This is a genomic window from Thermoanaerobacterium butyriciformans (genome assembly GCF_017874545.1).
In the GTDB taxonomy this organism is placed as follows: Bacteria; Bacillota; Thermoanaerobacteria; order Thermoanaerobacterales; family Thermoanaerobacteraceae; genus Thermoanaerobacterium; species Thermoanaerobacterium butyriciformans.
In genome coordinates this window covers 1-22,510 of the sequence record NZ_JAGGLT010000039.1, presented here as the reverse complement: position 1 = coordinate 22,510, position 22,510 = coordinate 1, and the positions used below count along the sequence as shown (strand labels likewise).

General features: G+C 32.4%; 25 protein-coding genes and 2 pseudogenes. 3 read left to right on the top strand and 24 right to left on the bottom strand.

Annotated features, from left to right (window positions below; genetic code table 11):
* Positions 1–188: 188 nt before the first annotated feature.
* The 9 genes from J2Z80_RS13755 to J2Z80_RS13715 form a co-directional block, all read right to left on the bottom strand.
* The gene (locus J2Z80_RS13755) at positions 189–539 is read right to left on the bottom strand and encodes a type II toxin-antitoxin system PemK/MazF family toxin (RefSeq protein ID WP_013297077.1); all 351 of its coding nucleotides are present in this window, start codon (positions 537–539) and stop codon (positions 189–191) included.
* Position 540: 1 nt separating this feature from the next.
* Positions 541–816 carry a CopG family ribbon-helix-helix protein gene (locus J2Z80_RS13750; RefSeq protein WP_209454898.1) on the bottom strand — a complete coding sequence of 92 codons (276 nt, stop codon included), beginning with the start codon at positions 814–816 and terminating at the stop codon, positions 541–543.
* A gap of 87 nt (positions 817–903) precedes the next feature.
* The gene (gene alr, locus J2Z80_RS13745; RefSeq protein ID WP_209454897.1) at positions 904–2,070 is read right to left on the bottom strand and encodes an alanine racemase; all 1,167 of its coding nucleotides are present in this window, start codon (positions 2,068–2,070) and stop codon (positions 904–906) included.
* Positions 2,071–2,083: 13 nt separating this feature from the next.
* Positions 2,084–3,067 carry a LolA family protein gene (locus J2Z80_RS13740; protein ID WP_209454896.1) on the bottom strand — a complete coding sequence of 328 codons (984 nt, stop codon included), beginning with the start codon at positions 3,065–3,067 and terminating at the stop codon, positions 2,084–2,086.
* Positions 3,068–3,080: 13 nt separating this feature from the next.
* The gene (locus J2Z80_RS13735) at positions 3,081–4,607 is read right to left on the bottom strand and encodes an NAD(P)H-hydrate dehydratase (protein WP_209454895.1); all 1,527 of its coding nucleotides are present in this window, start codon (positions 4,605–4,607) and stop codon (positions 3,081–3,083) included.
* A 79-nt stretch (positions 4,608–4,686) separates the two neighbouring features.
* Positions 4,687–5,049: a DUF6514 family protein gene (locus J2Z80_RS13730; protein ID WP_209454894.1), complete on the bottom strand. Its 363-nt coding sequence runs from the start codon at positions 5,047–5,049 to the stop codon at positions 4,687–4,689.
* A gap of 295 nt (positions 5,050–5,344) precedes the next feature.
* On the bottom strand, positions 5,345–6,595 hold the full coding sequence (locus J2Z80_RS13725) for an ATP-binding protein (RefSeq protein WP_209454893.1): 1,251 nt from the start codon (positions 6,593–6,595) through the stop codon (positions 5,345–5,347).
* 22 nt (positions 6,596–6,617) lie between these two features.
* Positions 6,618–7,004 (bottom strand): secondary thiamine-phosphate synthase enzyme YjbQ, encoded by a 387-nt coding sequence (locus J2Z80_RS13720; protein ID WP_209454892.1) that lies wholly within the window; start codon positions 7,002–7,004, stop codon positions 6,618–6,620.
* Positions 7,005–7,066: 62 nt separating this feature from the next.
* Positions 7,067–9,289, bottom strand: coding sequence for a HelD family protein (locus J2Z80_RS13715; RefSeq protein WP_209454891.1), 2,223 nt, complete (start codon positions 9,287–9,289; stop codon positions 7,067–7,069).
* A 431-nt stretch (positions 9,290–9,720) separates the two neighbouring features.
* Between J2Z80_RS13715 and J2Z80_RS13710 the strand changes: the two genes are divergently transcribed.
* On the top strand, positions 9,721–10,482 hold the full coding sequence (locus tag J2Z80_RS13710) for a DUF438 domain-containing protein (RefSeq protein WP_245301347.1): 762 nt from the start codon (positions 9,721–9,723) through the stop codon (positions 10,480–10,482).
* Positions 10,483–10,521: 39 nt separating this feature from the next.
* Here the strand turns inward: J2Z80_RS13710 and J2Z80_RS13705 are convergent, their stop codons facing one another.
* Positions 10,522–10,917 carry a bacteriohemerythrin gene (locus J2Z80_RS13705; RefSeq protein WP_209454890.1) on the bottom strand — a complete coding sequence of 132 codons (396 nt, stop codon included), beginning with the start codon at positions 10,915–10,917 and terminating at the stop codon, positions 10,522–10,524.
* A 156-nt stretch (positions 10,918–11,073) separates the two neighbouring features.
* Between J2Z80_RS13705 and J2Z80_RS13700 the strand changes: the two genes are divergently transcribed.
* Entirely contained in the window at positions 11,074–11,877 is an 804-nt protein-coding gene (locus J2Z80_RS13700) for a Cof-type HAD-IIB family hydrolase (protein WP_209454889.1), read from the top strand.
* Between the two features lie 49 nt (positions 11,878–11,926).
* Here the strand turns inward: J2Z80_RS13700 and J2Z80_RS13695 are convergent, their stop codons facing one another.
* The 13 genes and pseudogenes from J2Z80_RS13695 to J2Z80_RS13635 form a co-directional block, all read right to left on the bottom strand.
* Positions 11,927–13,183 carry a serine hydrolase gene (locus J2Z80_RS13695; protein WP_209454888.1) on the bottom strand — a complete coding sequence of 419 codons (1,257 nt, stop codon included), beginning with the start codon at positions 13,181–13,183 and terminating at the stop codon, positions 11,927–11,929.
* Positions 13,184–13,379: 196 nt separating this feature from the next.
* On the bottom strand, positions 13,380–13,859 hold the full coding sequence (locus tag J2Z80_RS13690) for a GNAT family N-acetyltransferase (RefSeq protein WP_209454887.1): 480 nt from the start codon (positions 13,857–13,859) through the stop codon (positions 13,380–13,382).
* 227 nt (positions 13,860–14,086) lie between these two features.
* Positions 14,087–15,202: a GNAT family N-acetyltransferase gene (locus tag J2Z80_RS13685; protein WP_209454886.1), complete on the bottom strand. Its 1,116-nt coding sequence runs from the start codon at positions 15,200–15,202 to the stop codon at positions 14,087–14,089.
* 140 nt (positions 15,203–15,342) lie between these two features.
* Positions 15,343–15,756: a hypothetical protein gene (locus tag J2Z80_RS13680; protein WP_209454885.1), complete on the bottom strand. Its 414-nt coding sequence runs from the start codon at positions 15,754–15,756 to the stop codon at positions 15,343–15,345.
* Positions 15,757–15,954: 198 nt separating this feature from the next.
* Positions 15,955–16,473 (bottom strand): annotated as a pseudogene (locus J2Z80_RS15050) (nucleotidyltransferase domain-containing protein); the annotation flags it as partial.
* A 550-nt stretch (positions 16,474–17,023) separates the two neighbouring features.
* Positions 17,024–17,251: a thioredoxin family protein gene (locus J2Z80_RS13670; protein ID WP_209454884.1), complete on the bottom strand. Its 228-nt coding sequence runs from the start codon at positions 17,249–17,251 to the stop codon at positions 17,024–17,026.
* Positions 17,252–17,295: 44 nt separating this feature from the next.
* The gene (locus tag J2Z80_RS13665; protein WP_192403190.1) at positions 17,296–17,478 is read right to left on the bottom strand and encodes a 4Fe-4S dicluster domain-containing protein; all 183 of its coding nucleotides are present in this window, start codon (positions 17,476–17,478) and stop codon (positions 17,296–17,298) included.
* 18 nt (positions 17,479–17,496) lie between these two features.
* Complete coding sequence (locus J2Z80_RS13660; RefSeq protein WP_192403192.1) at positions 17,497–17,736, bottom strand: ATP-binding protein; 240 nt, start codon at positions 17,734–17,736, stop codon at positions 17,497–17,499.
* A gap of 151 nt (positions 17,737–17,887) precedes the next feature.
* Positions 17,888–18,904, bottom strand: coding sequence for a permease (locus J2Z80_RS13655; RefSeq protein WP_209454883.1), 1,017 nt, complete (start codon positions 18,902–18,904; stop codon positions 17,888–17,890).
* A 15-nt stretch (positions 18,905–18,919) separates the two neighbouring features.
* Positions 18,920–19,261, bottom strand: a complete 342-nt coding sequence (locus J2Z80_RS13650) for an ArsR/SmtB family transcription factor (RefSeq protein ID WP_038070112.1) — start codon at positions 19,259–19,261, stop codon at positions 18,920–18,922.
* A 386-nt stretch (positions 19,262–19,647) separates the two neighbouring features.
* Positions 19,648–20,190: a hypothetical protein gene (locus tag J2Z80_RS13645; protein ID WP_209454882.1), complete on the bottom strand. Its 543-nt coding sequence runs from the start codon at positions 20,188–20,190 to the stop codon at positions 19,648–19,650.
* An 80-nt stretch (positions 20,191–20,270) separates the two neighbouring features.
* A complete protein-coding gene (locus tag J2Z80_RS13640) occupies positions 20,271–20,642 on the bottom strand; it encodes a helix-turn-helix domain-containing protein (protein ID WP_209454881.1) in 372 nt (123 codons plus the stop codon).
* Positions 20,643–21,110: 468 nt separating this feature from the next.
* On the bottom strand, positions 21,111–21,407 hold the full coding sequence (locus J2Z80_RS13635; RefSeq protein WP_245301346.1) for a hypothetical protein: 297 nt from the start codon (positions 21,405–21,407) through the stop codon (positions 21,111–21,113).
* Positions 21,408–21,479: 72 nt separating this feature from the next.
* Here J2Z80_RS13635 and J2Z80_RS13630 point away from each other — a divergent pair.
* Positions 21,480–21,632 (top strand): annotated as a pseudogene (locus J2Z80_RS13630) (IS21 family transposase); the annotation flags it as partial.
* 235 nt (positions 21,633–21,867) lie between these two features.
* Here J2Z80_RS13630 and J2Z80_RS13625 read toward each other — a convergent pair.
* Positions 21,868–22,185: a hypothetical protein gene (locus J2Z80_RS13625; RefSeq protein WP_209454880.1), complete on the bottom strand. Its 318-nt coding sequence runs from the start codon at positions 22,183–22,185 to the stop codon at positions 21,868–21,870.
* Between the last annotated feature and the right edge of the window lie 325 nt (positions 22,186–22,510).

Below are 22,510 nucleotides of genomic sequence, written 5' to 3'. Positions count from 1 at the left end.
TTTTTATCGCAAAATCATTGTTATTTTTTGTATCTAATATCTAATTTATGTCATTGTATGCTGCTGGAAATTAGTTTCCGAAATCACTCTTTATTCTATACTTAAATTCTACCATTTTCAACAACAATTGCTTAACTAAATATTTTAAAAAAGCACAAAAATAAAAGGACATCACTTTGTTTAGTCCTTTAAAAATCTATTAACCCTAAGCTTATTTGCAATGCCTCATTCACTTTTTCCATCATCTCTTGGTCAAAATGGCCTATTTTTTCTCTAAGCCGCTTTTTATCGATAGTCCTAATTTGTTCTAATAATATAACAGAATCTTTATTAAGACCGTATTCCGTTCCGTTTATCTCAACATGCGTTGGTAACTTTGCCTTGTTTATTTGGGATGTTATTGCTGATACAATAACTGTAGGGCTGTACTTATTACCGATATCGTTTTGTATAACAAGTACGGGCCTAACACCACCCTGTTCTGAGCCTATCACAGGGCTTAAATCTGCATATAAAATATCTCCACGCTTTATAATCATATCAATCACACTTTTTTAATTTTCTTTCATATCCGTTAAAGCATTCATTGTCAGCGGTTAGGCCCAATTCCGCAAGTTCTGCATTTATTGCCGCCATCTCAAGGTATCCTTTTTTCATGCTCTCCCTTATTTTCATCTTCTTTCTTTCCTTGATGTACAGCTTCATAGCTTCCCTTATAAATTCGCTGCGGTTTCTATTTTCCATAGCAGCAAGCACATCAACTTCTTCCAGTAAGCTCTCAGGCAAACTGACGAGTATTCTTTTTGTCTCGCCCACAATTATGACCTCCTAACACACTTATATAATTTATTATATACTGCTATATATATTAATGTCAATCTTTATTATTTTTATACATAATATTTAACATTTTAAATAATTTTCTACTTTTGTTATCTCTCCATTAAATATATATATTCTTGGTACCCGTCTAGATATTCCACAATATACTTCATAAGAAATAGTTTTTAATTTGTTTGCTATTTCATCTGCACTTACGATTTTGCCATCCGATTCACCCATGATGGTGGCAACATCTCCTTCTTTTACGCCTTCAATTGACGTTACGTCCACCATACATTGATCCATGCATATCTTCCCCACAATAGGCGCATATTTACCTTTTATTATGACACTGTGATTATTTGACAATAATCTATTTAAGCCATCTGCATATCCAATAGGCAACGTAGCTATCCGACTTTTTCTGCTTGTCTTGTACGTCCTGTTGTAACTTATATACTCACCTTCAGGTACATCTTTTATATACACAATTCTGGACCTCAATGATATAGTTGATTTTAAGTTGATTTTTTTATTAACTTCATCCGATGGATAACTTCCATACAGTATAATGCCAGGCCTTACCATGTCTAGATGAGTTTCAGGCATATCTAATATTGCAGCGCTATTTGCAATGTGCCTTATAGGAAGGTATATGCCCGATTTTTTAAGCCTTTCCGTAAGGCTATTAAAAATATTAAACTGTTTTATCGTATACTCTTTATCTTTTTCATCAGACGAAGAAAAATGGCTAAATATGCCTTCTATATAGATTCCCTTAAGTGAAGTCATGGCGACAATTTCTTCATATGCTTTATCCATGTCGTTATACCCAATACGCCCCATGCCCGTATCAATCTTCACGTGAATCTTCGCATCTTTCCCCTGCTTTTGAGCTTCCCTAGAAATTTCCTTTACATATCCTAACTCAAATGCAGTCTGTGTAATATCATATTTTACAATGATATCAGCAAATTTTGCTGGCGTGTAACCTAACACCAATATAGGTTTTGATATTCCCTGTTCTCTCAGTTCCAGCGCCTCATCAATCGTTGCAACAGCAAGATAATCAACACCACATTTAATTAATTCTTTCGATATCTCATATGAACCATGTCCATACGCATTTGCTTTTACAACAGCCATTATTCCAGCTTTTTTATCTGTTATTTTTCTAATTTCCTTGTAATTGTGAATTATGTTGTCAAGATTGACTTCTGCCCATGTTGGCCTATATAAGTTAAACATATATACCTCCAAATTATATTAAAGAATTTAAAATCATCATCACTTCATAAGAACTAACTTTTTCATTAGAAAACACATCGATTATAAGCCCATTTCTGTCAACGACGTATCGATTGCCTTTTTTATAATACGTAATATTTCCACTCTTCTTTTTTTCAAAGCCTTTTCCGTCAAAAGTATAAACACTTTCAACAATTTTTATTATATCATTACCATTTAGATATGTTAAATTAACTGCATTATTATTTGACATATCTATGCTGACATTTACAAGTACATAATTTTTCGGCATATATTCAGGAAATACCGGATTTATACCTGTATATTTATATACATCTTTTATATCTATTGATAAATCATTTTGTATATTCATATATCTGCTAAATGTAGAAATATCGCTTTGAGTAAAAAGTCCATCTTCTAGCTTAGGATTATACATAAAATTTTTGTATCTTATCTCAGCAAAAAGCTTTCCTTTTATATCGTATACCTTCAAAGATGACGGTTTGTAATCTTTTTTTGAAAACTCCATAACCTCATTGTACATGAAAGTATTCCCATCAGGGATAGGAACGTCAATTCTATAATATTCCTCTCCATCTTCTTCCTTTATTTCTCCAGCCTTTTTAAAATTAGTCACAAATGAAGCAAAAAGAGAATAAGCTGGGATATTGTCGCTATTGTCCTCGATAAAAGTCTGATTAACTTTCGAAAAATAAACATAACTTCTATTTCCATCAAACACAATAACTTTATCAGGTTTATCTGACTCATCGTATATTTCCATGCGGTATCTACCATCTTTATAAAACTGTTTCATGCTGTACTTCTTCACATTCTTGTTGTTATGCAATTCAACATCTACATCAGACGTATAACTTTTTAAATTATCAAGAGACTTTTTTATATTAGAAGATACATCTACATGAGACTTTTTCATGCATCCTGTAAATGCCATAGTCATCATAAGCAAAAACACTAATAAAAGTCTCTTCAATCACATCACCTCTTCACAATTTCATAGCATACGGAATGTGCTCAATAATATTTGTGGCAGTTAAACCATATTCCCCATACTTATCTGCCGCCATATCGCCTGCTTTCCCATGGTAAAATACGCCGTATACTGCTGCTTTTATGCAAGTCAGTCCTTGAACCAAAAAAGATGAAATCATTCCTGTTAAAGCATCTCCAGAGCCGGCCGTTGCCATACCAGGATTCCCTGTACAATTTATATATATGCCTTCGGTGTTACTTCCTATTACTGTTCTTGAACCTTTAAGCACAAGTGTTACTTTATATTTATCAACAAATTTTTCTACCGTATCATATATATTTTTATTTATGTCATCGATAGAAATACCTAAAAGTCGAGACATTTCCCCCATGTGAGGCGTCAAAATAATCTCTTTGCCATAAATTATATCTACCATATCTGATATAACATTCAAAGCATCCGCATCCAATACTATTGGTTTATCTATTCTTAATATTATTTCTTTTACAAAAGCTTTTACATCTACACTATTAGAAAGCCCCGGTCCTATCGCCACCGCATCTACCGTCTTTGAAAGATCTAAAACTTCTTCTACTGAACCTATATAGAATGCCCCATCTTTGTCATCCACACCGTATGTTATAATCTCTTTTAAACTTTCTTGTAAGATAGGCTGAATAGACCTTGGAACAGCTAATTTTACAATTCCACAGCCAGTTTTTATAGCACTCATGGCGCACAAAGCTGCAGCTCCAGTCATATTCTTTGAACCAGCTATAATCAAAAGTTTCCCATAATCACCTTTATGTGTATTTCTACTTCTTCTAGGCAAATTCACATCTTCCTGTGAGACTATATGATATTTGCAATTAAAGCTATCAATCAAGTTTTTGGGTATACCTATATCTGCGACAATAACATCACCTGCATAGTCTACACCAGGGTATACGGCAATACCTTTTTTCATAAACTGCATCGTTATCGTCTTATTAGCTTTTACCGCACATCCTTCTACATGTCCATTATCGCCATTTATTCCAGAGGGTATGTCGATAGATATAATGTACTTTCCAGATCCATTTATGATTTCTATCAAATCTTTGCCTATACCCGTTATCTCTCTATCAAGTCCTGTGCCATATAATCCATCTATTATTAAATCGCAGTCTTTGACATTCTTTTCAAAAAATTTTAGCTGCTCTTTTTGCATTATTTCAGCAACAAAAATTCCCATATTAATTATTATGTCAAGATTTTTTTTAGCATCTCCTGTGATTGTCCCCATACTGGCTATAATAAAAACTTTCACATCAAACCCGCTGTTAAATAGATATCTTGCTGCTACATACCCGTCTCCACCATTGTTTCCCTTGCCACATAAAATGATGACATTTTTTTTATTATTGTGCGCTAAATATTCATTAGCATGTTCTGCAACAGCTCGTCCTGCATTTTCCATCAAACATATTGACGGCACTCCTAATGAATTTATAGCTATAGATTCGATTTCTCTCATTTCTTTATTTGAAACAATCTTCATATATAATCATCTCCATAATTATTTTATTACTGTATATTATAATCTGAAAAATAAAATAAAAAAAGAAGGCCAAAAGCCCTCATATAGCAATTTTACATTCTTTCGCATATTCATCATAATCTGCTATGTACTCAATGTACATATCATCAATTATGTCAGATAGGTGCAATGGTGACAAGTCCTCACTGCAGAATTTCTTTGCTAGTGCTTCAACTTTGTCTTTATATGGGCTTACATGTACTACAGCATCTCCAAATTCTGCCTCAACTGCGTTTTCCGAAATTACTTGCTCTGAAATTTCGATTCCAAAGGAAGGAATTTCGACGTTTTCGCCACCGTTAAATACATTGACCTTTGATTTTACAACGGCATACTTTCGCATAATCATTTTGTCGCCATATTTTATTGTCGATACAAATTCGATTACTCTTTTGTAATACATTTTTAGAACCTCCTTAATTCGTTCTAAGCTTTTATTTTTTTCAAAGATTTACTATTAAAGTAAAATTTCTATTATAATATTCTATTTATCCCTCAAAAATCCTTCTTTTTTTAGAATATTTTTTATCGACAGAAAATGATATAATATTTCATGTGTAAACATTTAACTTCCTATAAATAGCTAGTTTCTTTATTTTTATGAAAACAAATCAAACAAATTAGTGCAAAAAAATAGCGAAATATGTCGAAATTTTCTCTAAAAATTTTTAAAGGGATTTCCTTTTAAGAAATCCCCCTTAGCAACTTCTTATATAATCAATAAACTGTTTAGCAGATCTTGGAGACATCCCATTGTGCCAAGTACACCATCTAATAGATTCACTTTTTAATGTGTCCATGTCCAAACTAATACCGTATTTCTGAGCCAGTGATTCAACGATTTTCAAATATTCTTCCTGATTTGGTGACACAAATGTAATAGTTATTCCAAACCTATCTGCCAGTGACAGTTTTTCTTCTTTTGTATCCATCGAGTGAAGCTCATTTTGAACGTTGTCGTCTAAATACTCCCTTATCATGTGCCTTCTATTAGATGTAGCATATATTATCACATTGTCAGGAAGCTTTCCTATGCCTCCTTCAAGTGTTGACTTCAATATTTTGTATTCAGTTTCATTTTCTTCAAATGATAAATCATCCAAAAATAAGATAAATTTAAGGCCCCTGCTGCTTATAACATTTATTATATTATTTAAATCTACCATATCTTGGCGATTTACTTCAATAAGTCTGAGGCCCTTTTTGTAGTACATGTTAAGCACAGCCTTTACAGTAGATGATTTGCCAGTTCCTCTATCCCCATATAATAATATGTTTGAAGCAGGAAGTCCCCTCATAAACCTGTCTGTATTATCTATGACAATTCTGTGTTCCTCTTCGTATCCTACTAGATCATCAAATTCCACAGGATCAGGATTTTCAACGCCTATAAGTTTTCCGTTATGCCATCTAAATGCTCTGTATCTATTGAATAGACCGCAACCATTTTTATTATAATATTCGATTATCTCATCTACAGTCTTATAATCTAGTATATATTCAGTATTATTTTTCAGTGAAATAATAAGATTTTCCCAGGGCGGCATATCGAAAGATATGTACTCTTTCATGTACTCTGCTAAGTCTACATCTGCAATTTTTTTTAAGACTTCTAATTCTTTTTCTGCCGCCATTTTAAGCCTCTCATCTATCTTGTCTTGCCCGAATTTCTCAGAAAGCATGCTAAAAATATTTTCATCAACTTTTACTAAATCATTAACCATTGACTTCCATATACCAGAATAAACACTGTTCTTCACAGCGTATTTAGTTAAATCAGAATATAAATCACTGTATATTTCATATACAATATCTACATCCGTATTTTCGTCAGATATTAAATCCAAAATTTTAATAAATTTTCTAACCGTATCATCTCTAAGCACATTTTTGTATATAACGACTGTTTTCAAATCTTTTATCAGTTCATTTGTATGTTGTTCAGTCACAACAATTATCCCCCTTCATTCCTTATACTACTTTCACATACACTTTTCTATTTCTAGGCCCGTCAAATTCGCAAAAATATATTCCCTGCCATGTTCCTAGTTGAATTTCTCCATTCTCTACTATCAAATTGACAGAATTGCCTACTAAAACCGATTTTATATGTGCATCTGAATTTCCTTCCATGTGCTTAAAACGTATATTGGGAATAATTTCATCCAATCCTTTAATAATATCATCTTTTACATCAGGGTCGGCATTTTCGTTTATTGCCACGCCAGCCGTCGTATGAGGCACATAAACAGTACAAATCCCGTCCTTTATGCCGCTTGATTTTATCGCGCTTTTTACTTCCTCCGTTATGTTTATCATAACTTCTCTAGAATGCGTGTTTATTTTAAGCACTTCCATAAAACCATCTCCCTTTCACTTGATTTTATAAAATTATAGCAAATTTGTTTTTAAAAATAAAATCAAAGGTAAGATTTATCAATAAAATCAGTAAACTGGCCTAAAGAATATATAATTAGTCTATGAAGCGCCCGTGTGCATGCAACATACAAAAGATTCCTATCGAATTCAGTTTTGTAATTTCCTTTTGATGCATTAAAAACAAGCACTACATCAAATTCTAAACCTTTTGCAGCATACGGCGTAATGATATTAATTCCTTCTACTATTTCTTCATCGCTTAAGTTTAAAACTTTCAGGTCAGTGTTATCTTTCATAATATCATAAACTTTATTTGATTCATCTTTCGTTTTGCAGATGACTGCAATAGTCTTATACCCATGACTTAAAAGCATATCTATATCTTCAAGCATAACATTGCATATTTCCTCAAAGCTATTTTTCTGGACCAAACGTGGTTTTTCGTCATGCCTATCAAATAGTATCATTTTTGGAGGATGTTTAAGCAATTTTCTATTGAATTCATTTATTTCATACGTTGACCTGTAACTTTTTTCTATGAAAATTTTTTTGACTTTTTTTCCTTCAAAAACATCTTCTATTACATCGTAAAAAGCAACATCTATTTCTCTATCCAGTGTCTGAAATACATCTCCTAATATAGTAAACTTAGCACCTTCAAATATTAATTTGAAAATTTCATAAAAGATACGTGGATAATCCTGTGCTTCATCTATAACAACATGTTTTACTTTTTTATTAACTTTAAATCCTTCAATCTTGCACTTTAAGTACAAAAGAGGGCCACAGTCTTCATAACTTATTTGACCACCCTTTAGCGATTTATAAGTCATATCAGCTATTTCATTTATATCGTCTGGCAAATTTATCCCATGTGAAAGCTTTTTTAATATATCCATATTTGAAAATAACGACTTGTAAACATCAAAATAGTTTATTTGAGTAAATCTATTTATCTGATTTTTGATTGCCTTCATCTCTTTTATTGATAAAAGCCGACTGTATGGCTTTACTTCAAATTCATACTCTTTATAATTTTCAACGAATTTCTCAATCTTTGAAAACCTTTCTTGCCTTAAGAGATGAATCTTTTCAAATATCTTCTTTTCTATTCGCTCTAGCCTTTTTTGCATTGGACGGTTCATCTTATCATTTAAAAATTCGTTTTTTAAGTCATGTCTCGTGTAAATGACTTTTCCATCATAATATATATCTGTAAACTGAATCATTTTTCTTTCATAGTATGATATAAATCTGTCTAAAAGCCTAATAAATTCTAAAGAACTTTTAAATTTTATTGATTCAATTTTATCTTCATCTGATGCAAGTCTTTTCACGTATTCTGACCTTTTTTCTATCGTTCCACAATCGCTTAAAACATCTTTTAAGAAATCTTCAAAAATAATCTGATTTACATTTTCCTCTCCTAGCTCAGGTAAGACATTTTTTATATACTGGCTGAATATATTATTCGGTGAAATTATAAGTATATCATCTTTTTTTAAATTTTTATCTCTACCAAAGTACAATAGATATGCTATCCTGTGGAGTGCTATTGACGTTTTTCCGCTTCCTGCGACACCTTGTACAATCAAAATATCGCTATCAGTATCTCTTATAATGATGTCTTGCTCCCTTTGTATCGTCTCAACAATCGTCCTCATTTTAGCTGTGGAATTGCGGCCCAATACCTCTTTTAGTATTTCATCATCTATCACCAGATTGCAGTCAAAGTAATATTTAAGCTCAGAATCTTTGATAGTATACTGCCTCTTCAGTACCACATCACCTTCTACAATGCCGTCGGGAGCTTTAAAATAAGCTCTTCCTTTTTCAAACTGGTAAAATACGCTTGATATAGGCGCTCTCCAATCATACACAAGTATATCAAATGTATTTGGATCTCTTAAAGTGTGCAAACCAATATATATTTTTTCTCTTTCGTCTGATCCATCTTCGACGAAGTCAAATCTTCCAAAGTATGGTGAACCAAGCATTTTATTAAATATATTCAGTTCTTTTAATGTATTGTTGTAGTACATTGTCTGCCTTTTTATCTCCATCAAATATGGATTAACTTCTACAAGATTGTCAAAATTGCTGGGAACTTTAGGTGCATTTTCTACAACTGCATTTCTTAATTCCAAAAGATTTGACTTTTCTATCATAAGCAATTGCCTCAACCTATAAAGCTCATTCTTGATAAAATCGACAGTCCTATTAAGATATCTTAATTCTGCCTGATAATCATCGACATATTCCATTTTATCACGCTCCTAAAATTTTCAAGAATTCGCTTATTCACATTACACCTAGTTGGTGTTAATACATATTCTGTGGATATTGTGGATAAGTTTGTTAATAACTGAAATTCAATTGTTGTCAATGTGAATTACATGTTAGCACATAATAATATAAATATCTTTTAAGGCAAACAATATTAATACTAAATTTTTAAAAATAGCTTGTACACATAGTAAAAAGACAATAAATTCGTCAAAACTGATATAGGAACCAAAATTTTAAAACTTATATGTTTTGTCTTATGGTGGAATACTATTTTAATTAAATTTTAAAACAAATGTTTTAAAAAATAAACTGCGTAAATAAAAATATTCATTCCTACTATTTTACTGTGATTTAAATCACATTATTTTAATATGCGTTCTGATATACTATCACTAGAAAAAGGAGGATGTTGATTATGGAAAATAAAATTGATAAATTGGCAGATATCTTAAAAAGGTTAAACAATAACGAAGATCCTGACTCTGTTAAAAATGAAGCAAAAGAGTTAATAGAGGATCTAACTGCTGAAGAATTATCTTTAGCAGAGCAAAAATTAATCGATGAAGGAATTGAAGCAGAAGAATTAAGAGGTCTTTGCTCAGTTCACATAGAGATGCTAGAAGGACAGTTAAATGGTTTAAAGGCATCACTGCCTCATGACCATGTTCTAAACACGTTTATAGAAGAGCATGATGAAATACTTAAATTGCTTGATAGATTGGAACAGTTAAACGCTAAAATACAAAAAATGAAATCATTTGAAGAAGACACGGAAATATTCAAAGACCTTAAAAATACTGCTGAAGACATTTTAAACGCTGAAAAACATCATAAAAGAGAAGAAGATGTATTATTCCCAGAGATGGAAAAGTTGGGTATAACAGGACCAACGAGAATAATGCGTCTTGAACATGATGAAATTAGATTGAGAAAAAGAAAGCTGGTAGAACTAGCAAATAACATTGGTTACATCCACTTTACAGACTTTAAAAATAGAGTAAATGAACTATCAAACTATATCGTATTTAACATGAGAGATCACATATTTAAAGAAAATTATATCCTATATCCAACAGCTTATGAAGCTATAACTAATGATAATCTTTGGAGCGACATGAAAAAAAGATGCGATAAAATCGGCTACTGCCCATTTACACCTTTAAAATAAAATTTAAGGTGGTATCAATTGATGCCACCTTTTCTGTGTTTATTCTTTTTCTGCATAAAGTCTGTCTGTCTTCAATATGTGGTTTTCTATCCAATCAACAACAAAGTTTAAAATTTCCTTTATGTACTCATCTTGGTTTTCATCTACTTTGTCTAAATCTATGTTGTTTATTTTCTCTTTGAAGTCATCATGCAATACCTTATGTGAAAGCAGCTTCCTATAACCTATGCTTTTCATATAATCTTCTTCATAATCAAAATGATATAATGCATAATTTTTTAAATCTTTGATTATATCAACAATACGATCATATTTGTCTAGTTGAAATTCGTCTTTTAAAAGATCATATGCTTCATTTGCAATATCAAACAACCTTTTATGCTGTTTGTCTATTTCTTCTACGCCTAGTCTAAATTCTTCCCTCCACGTTATCATTTTAATCTCCCCTTTTCAATATTTCTCTTCTCATACAATTTTAATATATTGGAATATTTAAAACAATATCTTTTCCGTACAAAAATTTTTGATGGTCTCAATGTTTAAAAAATAGTATAATTAATTTTGGGCAAATAATGATTTGGGGTGATCTCAATGAAATATAAGATGGTAGTAGCAGACGCAGATGGAACTTTACTAAACGATAAAAAAGAAATAACGGCCGCAACAAAAAGTAGCATCAAAAAATTTCGCAACATGGGAGGAATTTTCACATTAGCAACTGGTCGAGGAATTTTATCTGCAACACCGTATATAAATGAGCTTAATATTGATGTACCTGTTATACTATTTAATGGATGTATAATATACGATCCCGTAAACAAAAAAATATTACATGAAAAATATCTTTCAGATGATCTATACAAGCTTACAGCGAATATATGGCAAGAAGGAAGGTACGATGTCGAAATACTTGTATACAGTATAGACGGCATATTTGTAAATAAAATTTCCGATTTTATCAAATCGTATATGGCTATAGAACACGTCAAATGTGACGTTGTAGATGACCTTTCTAGCCTTAATAAAATAATAAAAGTATTGTTTAGAGGCAACAGCAAAACGTCTTTAAAGCTTGTAGACGAAATAAGGCAATTATCAGACGAGCCTTTTACATGCGTTCAGTCAGATGAATATTTTATAGAAATACTCCCTTACGGCGTTACAAAGGGATCTGCACTAATAAAATTATGCGAAATTCTTAATATCAACATAGATCAAGTTGTAGCAATAGGCGATCAAGACAATGACAGAGAAATGATAATCAAAGCTGGATTTGGTGTTGCTATGGGAAATGCCGATGATATCATAAAGAATAGTGCCAATTATATAGCTAAATCTAATCTAGAAGATGGCGTAAGCGACATATTGGAAAAAGTCATTAATGAAGAAATTTAAATTTACGAAATTAAAATAAGCCGGATTAACCGACTTATTTTAATTTCTATCATCTGCTTTGGAAATCATATACCATTTTTGAGATTTCTCTTATTACAGTGTATGCATCTGAATTATCAAATCCGTCCACATTATTGCCCATAATCGTCAATATATACGGTTTTGATGGATAAAATACTATCGCAGTATCATTTACCACATCGGAAAGATTGCCAATCTTATGTGCAACAGTTATATTGCTTGGCAGCGGATATGAAATCCTGTCATTGTATATGGTATTTTCAAGGTAATTTAGGAGTTCTCCCGCAGTGCTGCTGTGAGCATTTGCATAATTTAACAAGTTTTCCATATACAAGCTCAAATCTCTCGGTGATGTGATATTACTTGTATACGGTATAACATTAGCACCCATGCTTTTCATAAAGTTTAAATAATTATCGTATCCTACGACTCTCATTATCATGTTTGAAGCTATATTATCACTTTCTTCAATTGATCTTCTAGAAAGTTCCCTTATTGTATAATAAGTTCCCACTGGATCGTACTGTATAGAACCTGAGCCGCTTTCGTAATCCTGTGATGTATACTGCACTTCCATGTTAGGGTCTATCTTACCTTCAGTTATCAATGTGTATAGATAAAAATTAAGAGGAACTTTATAGGTGCTTGCAGCAACAAAAGAATCATATCCATTTATGTCAAAAGTCTCGCCAGAATTTAAATCTATAAAATATACACCGTACTTCCCTGGATGCTGACTAAGCAATGTCTCAATATTATTTTTTAATTCTTGATAATTAGCGGCATTATCAAGCTGAGGCGGTACCACAACCGGTGGATGCGGTATCAGCAATTTTTCTCCTGTGTACAGCGACGCATTGCTGTTAAGCCCGTTCTCATTTAAAATATCCTGAATAGAAGTTCCAAATTTTTTTGCTATAAAATAAATATTGTCATTAGGTTGTACATAATAAACGACTGGATTGCTCCACGTCGCATTCTGTATAGCAGAGTACGTTTTGGAACCAACAATGCCATCAGCAACTAAGTTCTCTGCCTTCTGAAAATTCAGAACTCCTTTTAATGTGTTATTGCCAAAAATACCGTCGATAATACCGGTATTAAATCCAATATTATTCAGTATGCTTTGAAGTTTTAAAACATCAGTGCCGTACGTTCCGGTATATAAAAGCCTTGAACCAAAACTAAATTGAGGAAGACTATTATCACCATATGAAATTGTAGGCACAAACGCTATTAAAAGGATAAAGAAATATAAAAGCATCTTTTTAAGTCTTCTCAACATGGATTCCCCCTTGATATGATATATCCATGTCCATATTATAATATATATACTTTTATATTTCATTAGTGTATATTATCCTTAAATACCATATTATTCACATTATATATCAATAACAAATATACACAACAGTATCAAATCTTGATAAGCATCTTATCAAGATGAGATCTCCTAATAAACAAGGAAGCAAGAAATCAATTCATCTATCTAAATTCATTTCAAATTCAATCTCATGTTTAATCGGTATGCCATAATTGCCTAATAATGGTATAGACGGCTTTAATTTTCTCGCAGCATCCACAGCATTGTGATGTATTCTCACCATATCAAATCCTCGCTTTTGATAAAAACGAATTGCGTTGATATTGTCATTTGTCGTAATTAATTTTATTTTTGTACATTTTTTATTGATTGCCTCTTCGATGATCTTATTTAAAAGAGCAGTTCCAATGCCCTGATTTTCCTTCAAACTGTCTAAAGACATGATTTCACATTCACAACCGTTAATTCTATATGTTGCAAGTCCAATAATTTCTTCATTTTCATATACAACAAAGCCTTGTAATTTTGTCATATTGACTATTTCACCACCAACGACCATTTCAGTTGAAAACCAGCGGGATTTTATAAAATCATTTGTGCGTTGGCGATCATCAATCAATATTGGTTTAATATACATATTAATTACATCCCTTCTGTGCTGTATTAATCATTTTATATATTTATTTCAATTAATCCTCTATAAAATTAAATCTGCACTTCTAATATCATTACATCATAAGCAAATTCAATTTCTTTGCATTCTTTTATAATTCTAAATAATCGTCATATGACTTTATTGGGTGTTGCATTTAATATTGCAATTTAAGATCAAAAATGTCCTTTTTAAAGCCATGAAACACCACCCTAATATAATTTTATCCAATGTACCCTCCTATCCTTTCTAAATCCTGCTTTTAATGCCAGGTTCATAGACTTTACATTATCTTCTTCAATATGTACAAATGGCAGTTGGCCAAGTTCCAGAAGCCTCTTTATCATTGCAACAGTTACATCCATGCCATATCCTTTCCTTCTGTAATCTTCCAATACATTCAAAAAACCTATGGCTCCATCATCATGTGTAATCGCCCATGCCACCAGCTTTTCATTTTCATAGATGCCAAGACCAATGCCATTTTTTATCCTATCTTCAATATATTCAATTGATATATACTCTTTATACTTGGAGTTCTCGAATATATATGGAGCATCTGCAATTAATAAGTCAACAATATGTGATTTTACGGTCGGCAGTGGTACATTAGAATCATAGACTAGTTTCATACTGGTCAGTCGGGATTTTATTTTTTTATTTTTTACAATATGTGGGAGCATCCAGTCCTCAATGACTGCAAAACATTTATCCTCCTCATCCAACCCCTCAATCAGTTGAAAGAACTCATCATAGGATTTGCTGCTAATATAAACCCAATCTTCATCGCTTATTCCTCTAACAAGTACTGAATCTCCAACTGATTCAATGTTATAAATAGGATAATTTCTAATAAAGTTGATGATATTAATGTTTCTTGTTTTGTCTTTTTCAAGCAGTTTTAATACCTTTCCACTTAAAAAATCTAATACCTTTCTTAGAAGTATCGGCTGTACATCCGCATAAGCAAGATTATCAGGCATCATTTTAAAAAAGCTTACTTCGCATATCTCACTATCTGGCAAAGGCCCCATTTCATTTACTTTTGCATAAAGCAATCTCCCAAATGTAGTTACCTCATCTATGGTAACAGAGTAATCACATACGGGCTCAATCTCGTAATTTAATGCTCCTGTTTCCTCAAATAGCTCTCTTGAAGCAGTCACATTAATATCTTCATTCTTTTCTCTGTGACCGCCAGGCACTTCCCACGTATTTCTGTCCTCATGCCTTACAAATATCCATTTTCCTTTATAAGTAGCGAATATAACAGCAAAATCAAACTGACTATTGCTTACTTCACCTATCCTGTAAAACTTTATCTCCATAGTTATACCCCAATTTCATTTTACTTTTTTCTTGATATTTTTATAGTCCCTTAAATAAAATATTTGAAAATCTTCAAAAAATGGTTTCAACTTACTTGAAAGCGACAGGGCCATATTCGATTAAATTTCAAAACAAATACTTAAATAATATTTTCGATTACGTAAAGCCTTTTTGCATCAGGAACAAATACCAAATATATTACTGAAGAGTCTTCTTTCTTTTTTAAATAATATATATATTTAGATTTAAAATCTGGCATGTATTCATTTGGAATAGTTAAAGAATTTAGGACATGATTTATTGCTGATTCTATTGACGCATTATTACCATCGTTCCATTTTAAAGATAGCTCAATATCATCACTGTTTTTATAATCAAATATGTGATATCTCTCACCATCTCCATGAAAACTTGGTCCACTGTCTTTTGAATAAACTTCCTTATATGTGCTAGGCAACTTTATTGACCAATTCATATAAATAATTTCAGTATAAGGTTTATTCAATGTTTTAAATACAGATGCCACCACTAATACAGTACTAAATGATATCATCAATAGTAAAGCGCTAATTAAAAATACTGATACTTTTCTCACCACTCATTACTCCTAACTATCTAATTTGAAATTGCCAATTTATCTGTCCCATAATGGCTGTACTAGGTCAAGTAGTTCTCTGCCTCCACTTATAAATTCAAAATTGCTCATATACAATCCTCCTGAAATTCAGAATTTCTTAATACTTTATAGCAATTAATTTAAACCGTCAAATGAAAAAATAGTACCGTCTCCATTTTTCATCTGATTTATATATTTTTTGAACAACAATGCTTTTTCAATTCTCCCCAATTTCATGTATGCATTATATTCGTACTCTAAATCTAATACAGGCAATTTCATACCATCTAGTGTTATATATCTTTCATATTTTTCTAAATCCACCCGCTCTTCCCATATGCCATTAACATATTTTTGTATGTCACCCATGATTTCAACCTTTATACCATCGATTTCAAGACGGCCAAAATGTGAAGATATTTTACCATTAGATGAAAAACATACTTTTGCTATAACAAATTCTTTGAAGCATTCCTCTATTTGATACGCACCTTTTTTGTCAGTATTGCCAACAACACAAAAAGAAACCTTATTATTATACACAATATTGTCCAACTTGCTTCCTTCAGCAGCACAATGGAAATAAATGTTCCCTCTATCATATACGTAGTTTAGCGGAACCCCATAGGCATATCCATTTTCACCTACTGTAGAGAACCTTAGTGTAAAATTTTCTTAGGTGAAAAAACAGAAAAATAGCGATAATATGTAGAAATAAGACCTCACCATCCTCCCAAAAGGATGAGTTAGAAAATAAATAGGAAGGTGAGGTCTTATGAAAATAATTCAACATGCACTTCAAAAATTCCTGCTTGTCGTAGAAAAATTATTGGATTACTTGATAGAAAATATACAACAGCTGTAATCCTTCCACATCTATTCATAACTAGATAAGTACTATGACCTCTGCTGACTTCTCAAGGTTCAGCCATACATCACTGTATGGGTTGTCATTTCATAGTTCACTTTAATGACTTGTCCTTGAGACCTCCCCAGGTAAGAGCGATAACTTTCCTCCCATATATCTTAAAGTTTATTGTATGGGGTTCGAGTAGTGGTTCCCGTGCCCTCGCCCACAGCAGACTTTCACCGCCTAGCTATCGCCCATGCCGGGCACACGTGAAAGCCAGCGCCTTTAAACGCTGGCTAGCAACAGAAGCGTATAGGTTCAAAGCAAACCACCCATTAGACGGGCAGTCATGATTTACAAGTATTTTTTTATATCTTCCACTGACGGAACTCTTCCCATCACTTTTACCTGCTCATCCACTACAAGCGCAGGCGTTTTCATTACACCATAAGCCATAATGTCCTTGAAATCCTGCACTTTTTCAATAGTGGCTTTAATGCCCATTTCTTTTACAGCCTCCCTGACATTAGCCTCTAATTTTTTACAATTAGCACATCCTGAACCTAAAATTTTAATTACCATAAGAAAATCCTCCTTCATCAATTGATATTTTTTCACTATTATTGTCATTCAACAGCTTTTTTCGCACAAGTTCCACATCTTGTACATTTTGTATAATCAATTTCTATTCTGCCACCTAAAGGCTCATTATCTTTGACATAGCTCATTGCATGACTAGGACATGCAATTATTGATTTGCTGACATTTGCCTGTGCAGGACATTTTTCCTTTAAAATAACTGACCTCACACTTTCTACCCTCGAAATTTAGCAACTGCAGCATCCGCAACTACAATTATCCTTTCCACCTATGTCACCAACATACTCAATTGCATCAGAAGGACATAAGTTTTGACACCCTCTGCATCCCTCAACACATCCTTCTGGATATACTACTACAGGTCTGTCACCTTCTTTCTTGTAAACCCCGTGCGAGCACTTATTAAAACATGCTCCGCACTCAACACAATTTTCATAGTTAATTACTGGATACCAGTTCTTTGACATTTAAATCCTCTCCTTTATACATAAATATATCACATGTTTTCAGCCTTTTTATATATTTCTTTTATCTCTTCTTTTTGCATTAAGTGGGATAAAATGTAAGCAATTATAATTATTCCAGGAATATCAACCAATAATCTTGTATCAAACCTGCTTATACAAAAATGTATGAAAATGCATTAAATAAATATCCAATTAATATAATCCCTGCTGATACGATGAATACAAAGATTGCTAAAAGTTTAGGCTTTACCACCTTGCTAAGCATAATCATAGAAGGAAGCGATAGAGCTGTTACCGCCATCATAAATGACAACACCGTCCCCACTCCTACTCCTTTTGCAAATAACGCTTCAGCTATCGGCAAAGTACCGAATATATCAGCATACATTGGAATGCCCACTACAGTAGCAAACAATACTGCAAATGGATTATTGCCTCCAACCACGTTTTCTATGATTGATTGAGGAACCCAGTTATGAATGGTTGCCCCTATACCGACACCGATTAATACATATAACCACACTCTTTGGATAATATCCCTGACCTGTTCCTTTGAATAGGATATTCTCTCCTTACGGGTCATTTCAGGCACTTCTGCATCAACATTTTCGATTTCTCTTACATATCCTTCTACATATTTTTCAAGGCCCAATTTGTCAATCAAAGTTCCTCCGATAACCGCCAAAATCAAGCCTACAACAACATAGGCTATGGCAATTTTTGCACCGAAGAATGACATTAACAATAGCAGTGATGCCAAATCCACAAGCGGAGAGGATATTAGAAACGAAAAGGTAACCCCCAAAGGCAATCCAGCCGATGTAAAGCCTATAAAAATCGGTATGCTGGAGCAACTGCAGAAAGGCGTTATCGTTCCAAGCAATGCCCCAAGTATATTCCCTTTAATACCTTTTATCCCTCCGAGAATCTTCTTTGTCCTTTCTGGCGGAAAATAACTCTGGATATAGGATATAACAAATATCAAGACCGATAATAGTATAAAAATCTTTATGGTATCATAGATGAAGAAGTGGATGCTTCCACCAAGCCTGTCATTAACGGACAAGTGGAATACCTTTTCTACAAGAAGCCTTACAAGTTCTGAAAGCCATGTCATTTTTAATAGTTGGTCATTTAACCAACCAAATACCAGAGCCAATATATTCATGTAAAAACATCCTCCTTACCTTCTGCACGATTCAAGATATTTTTCAGCATGTTTACACTTTTCAATATCGCTTTTGAGTACTGGATAATCATTGATATTATCCACTATTTTCTCCAATATCCCTTTGTACACTTGCTCATTAAGATTTAAATCATAAAATATGAACTGTTCCTGCCTTTCATCTTTTACAAGACCTATATCCCTAAGTTTAGCAAGGTGTTTTGATATTTTGGGCTGTGACTCTCCTGTTATTCCACACATCTCACATACGCATAGTTTTTTATGATACAGCAGAATAAGTATCCTTAAACGTGTTTCATCAGACAATACCTTGAAAAAATCAGTTAATTTATTCATAAAATCAATCTTCCTTTCGTTAAAATTCTGGCTTTGTATCAGACATACTTTATACCTTAAACAACTACATTTTTAAATTTATACTTATATACTCATATAAGTATATAAGTGTAATACCCCTGTTTTTTATATCTGTCAATAGTCACTTCTGTATAGATAATGTCAAAAATACTGTAGAGCATTTTTTAAGACAACCCCTGAAATCACTTAAACCAAGGTTTCCATGCCTCATGTTTTTTATATCACTCTTTCATATTTGATTACCTTTAAAATCTATATATTGGTGTTGCTTTACCCATATTTAACACTGTAATATTATTTATTTGTTCTTTTGTATACGTTTTAACTCTCTATCGCCTCTATTTTTAAAAAAATACTAGGATTGTTTACTTCGTCAGTTCTAACACATTGTTGTTTTTGTCATACAATGTGAATTTTGACTTAGGATTCCCTCTGCCATAAGTATAGACAATACGCATACCTCTGAAATTAATTTCCTTCATATTTTTGTTATTGAACTCGATTCTAGCAACGTCATCATCCAAAATCACACCAAAGCATGCATACTCCTCTCCTGACTCGTACCCTGTAAAGTGTAAAATTGCTCTATAATTGACACCGGTCAAAACCTCCGCTGAATTCGTTGTGTAAACATGACCTGCAAGATTATCAACAGTATAGTAAAACAGATTCTTATGAGTTACCGCACAGTCTAACTCACCATACCCATTGAGATACAATGTTAGAATTCTATTACTATCTATTTTAATTTCATCTATGATTTCGGAAATCATAAATCTTTGGCCTTCAACTGCTTGCTCTATAGCAGCCCTTGATGTCTTTGGAAATCTATCTGAGGTCAATACATATACTCCAAAACAAATAAGCACAACAGCGGCTGTCACTATAATGACGGTATTCTTTTTCATCTGTTTATCCTCCAATTTAATAATACCAACTGTAAACTTAACATCATTGCGAATAAAATTAGCTATCAAATTGTGTTATCCTATTTTATTTCAACTCTTGCTGTTTCCAGCCATTTGTCTAATGCACCTTTGCTAAATATATAATCATTACCTATTTTGATATAGGGTATCCCTGAATCTTTTTCATTAACAAGGTCTAATAATTTACTCTCCTCAATTCCTAAATATGAAGATGCTGTAGATAAATCATAAGTATTTCTTGTGTAAACAACATTAGCATTGTTATTGTACATATTATTTACGATATTACTTAATCCTTGTGACATATCAGACAAACCAGTGCCAACATAATCTCCATTACTTCTCATTCCATTTGCAATGATAACAGCACTTATAATAATAGATATTGATAAACAAAAGATAGAAAATGGCAGTACCTTATCTTTTAACATAGTATAATCACTCTCCTTTTTAATGACTCAATATAACATTATTATACATTAGATATATTTATTAACACAAGTTTATATTCTTAACATCACTTTTTATCCGCAATATGACTTTTTTAGGGTTATATTCAAACTGAATTTATGAAATAGCAAGTAATTAATAATTGGCCTTCCATTAATGTAAAAAAGAGGATTAATACTGTAAATTCTGCACTTTGTAAACTAAATATTTACATTAAAATGAAATAATATGTCATAATAAATAAGACATGTCAAAAAATAGAAACCGTCATATTAAGCAGATGGTTAGATTTGTATTGAATTTGGTGAGTTTATTTCAATAAAACCCATAGCTTTTACCACCTATAAGCTTACATGAATAACAACTTATGCATCCCTGGTAATGAAGGTCATAGAGATGTATAAGTTCTGTTTCCGTGCCCCGCGAGGCTACCCCATCTAAAGCCTTATTTAAAAGAATTGCTGTATTCCATTTTTTCCTGCCCTTCCATTTCTATTTGGCAATAATAATCTAGTTATATATGCGATAGCAATAATTCTAGTATTTTTAGCACCTAAATACAAAACTGCATCTTTTAATGATAATATTTCACGGTTTAATTTTGAATTATAATTTAATATTTGTATTAAAGTTGATTCTAGTTCTGGAATATTGGAAAACTTCTCAATGCATTCATCTATATTAAACTCACAAGGTTTTAATAACATATTTAGGATTTCTCCAAATGCCTTTGGTATTTTGGACAAGTAATTTGATTCCTGAATTAGTTTAATAATTGGATAATTTTGCATTTTTTTAAAATGATAAAATAAGAATATATGGAAATAAAACCTAATTTTTCAGAGATAGCAAGGGAATATGGAGTAGATAGAAGAACTGTTAGAAAGTATTATGAAGGATATGAAGGCAAACCAAAAACGAGAAACAAACAAAGTAATTTAGATAAATACTATGATGAAATAAAAGCAAAAACACAACAAGATGTATTATTCCACTTTTTGTACAAGGATATATTGACTTTTACACACATCAATAACACTTCCACAGTGTAAAAGCCACTTGTCTTTACTTAAAGACCAAGTGGCTTTTTATGGTTCAACTTATATCTTTATACATTTAAGTAAGTGATATAACCGACAATTGATAAAACAACTGCAATCCCAACTATTATGAAAATAGTAATCAATATTTTATGTTTTTTCATTCTTAATCTCTCCAATAGGAAATGCTTGTATCACCGTTTGGGTACCCAATCAATTCACCGTAAATATTTCCAATCTGTACAGACATGTCATTTATCGGCCCAAGTTTGTAATAGAAAACACCTCTAGCAATCGCCTTATTGCCGCTGATATAAGCACCTGAACTAATTGTGTCAGTCTGCACCATAGGATTAAGATTTCTAACTACATATGCGTCATTATAGAGAATCTGAGTTACAGTTCCATTAGATACCCTATAGCCAACTTCAATTCTATATTCTAGAATTGAAATTCCAAAAATAGAAACAGTTTGTGTCCCCATGCATCCCAATCCGTAGAACTACTCAGCATAGGACTGGAATTGGGAAGATTGGTAGTATATTTTGTACTACGTGATACATTTTTGTTCTCATTATTTGTAGTGTTGTACGTCGCAGGATCAAGCAAAAGGTCAATAAACTCCTGCTGCTGGTCGAGGCTTAGAGCTGTAAATTTAGCCCAAATCTTCGGGAGACTTTAGATTCCGATTAAATACTAAACTCTTATGCAAAGTAAACATCATGCTTTGACAGCATCACGATAAACGAAAACTATCACGATAGACAGTAGGAATCGTGGTATAATTAGAGTGTACGGCACAGAGACCG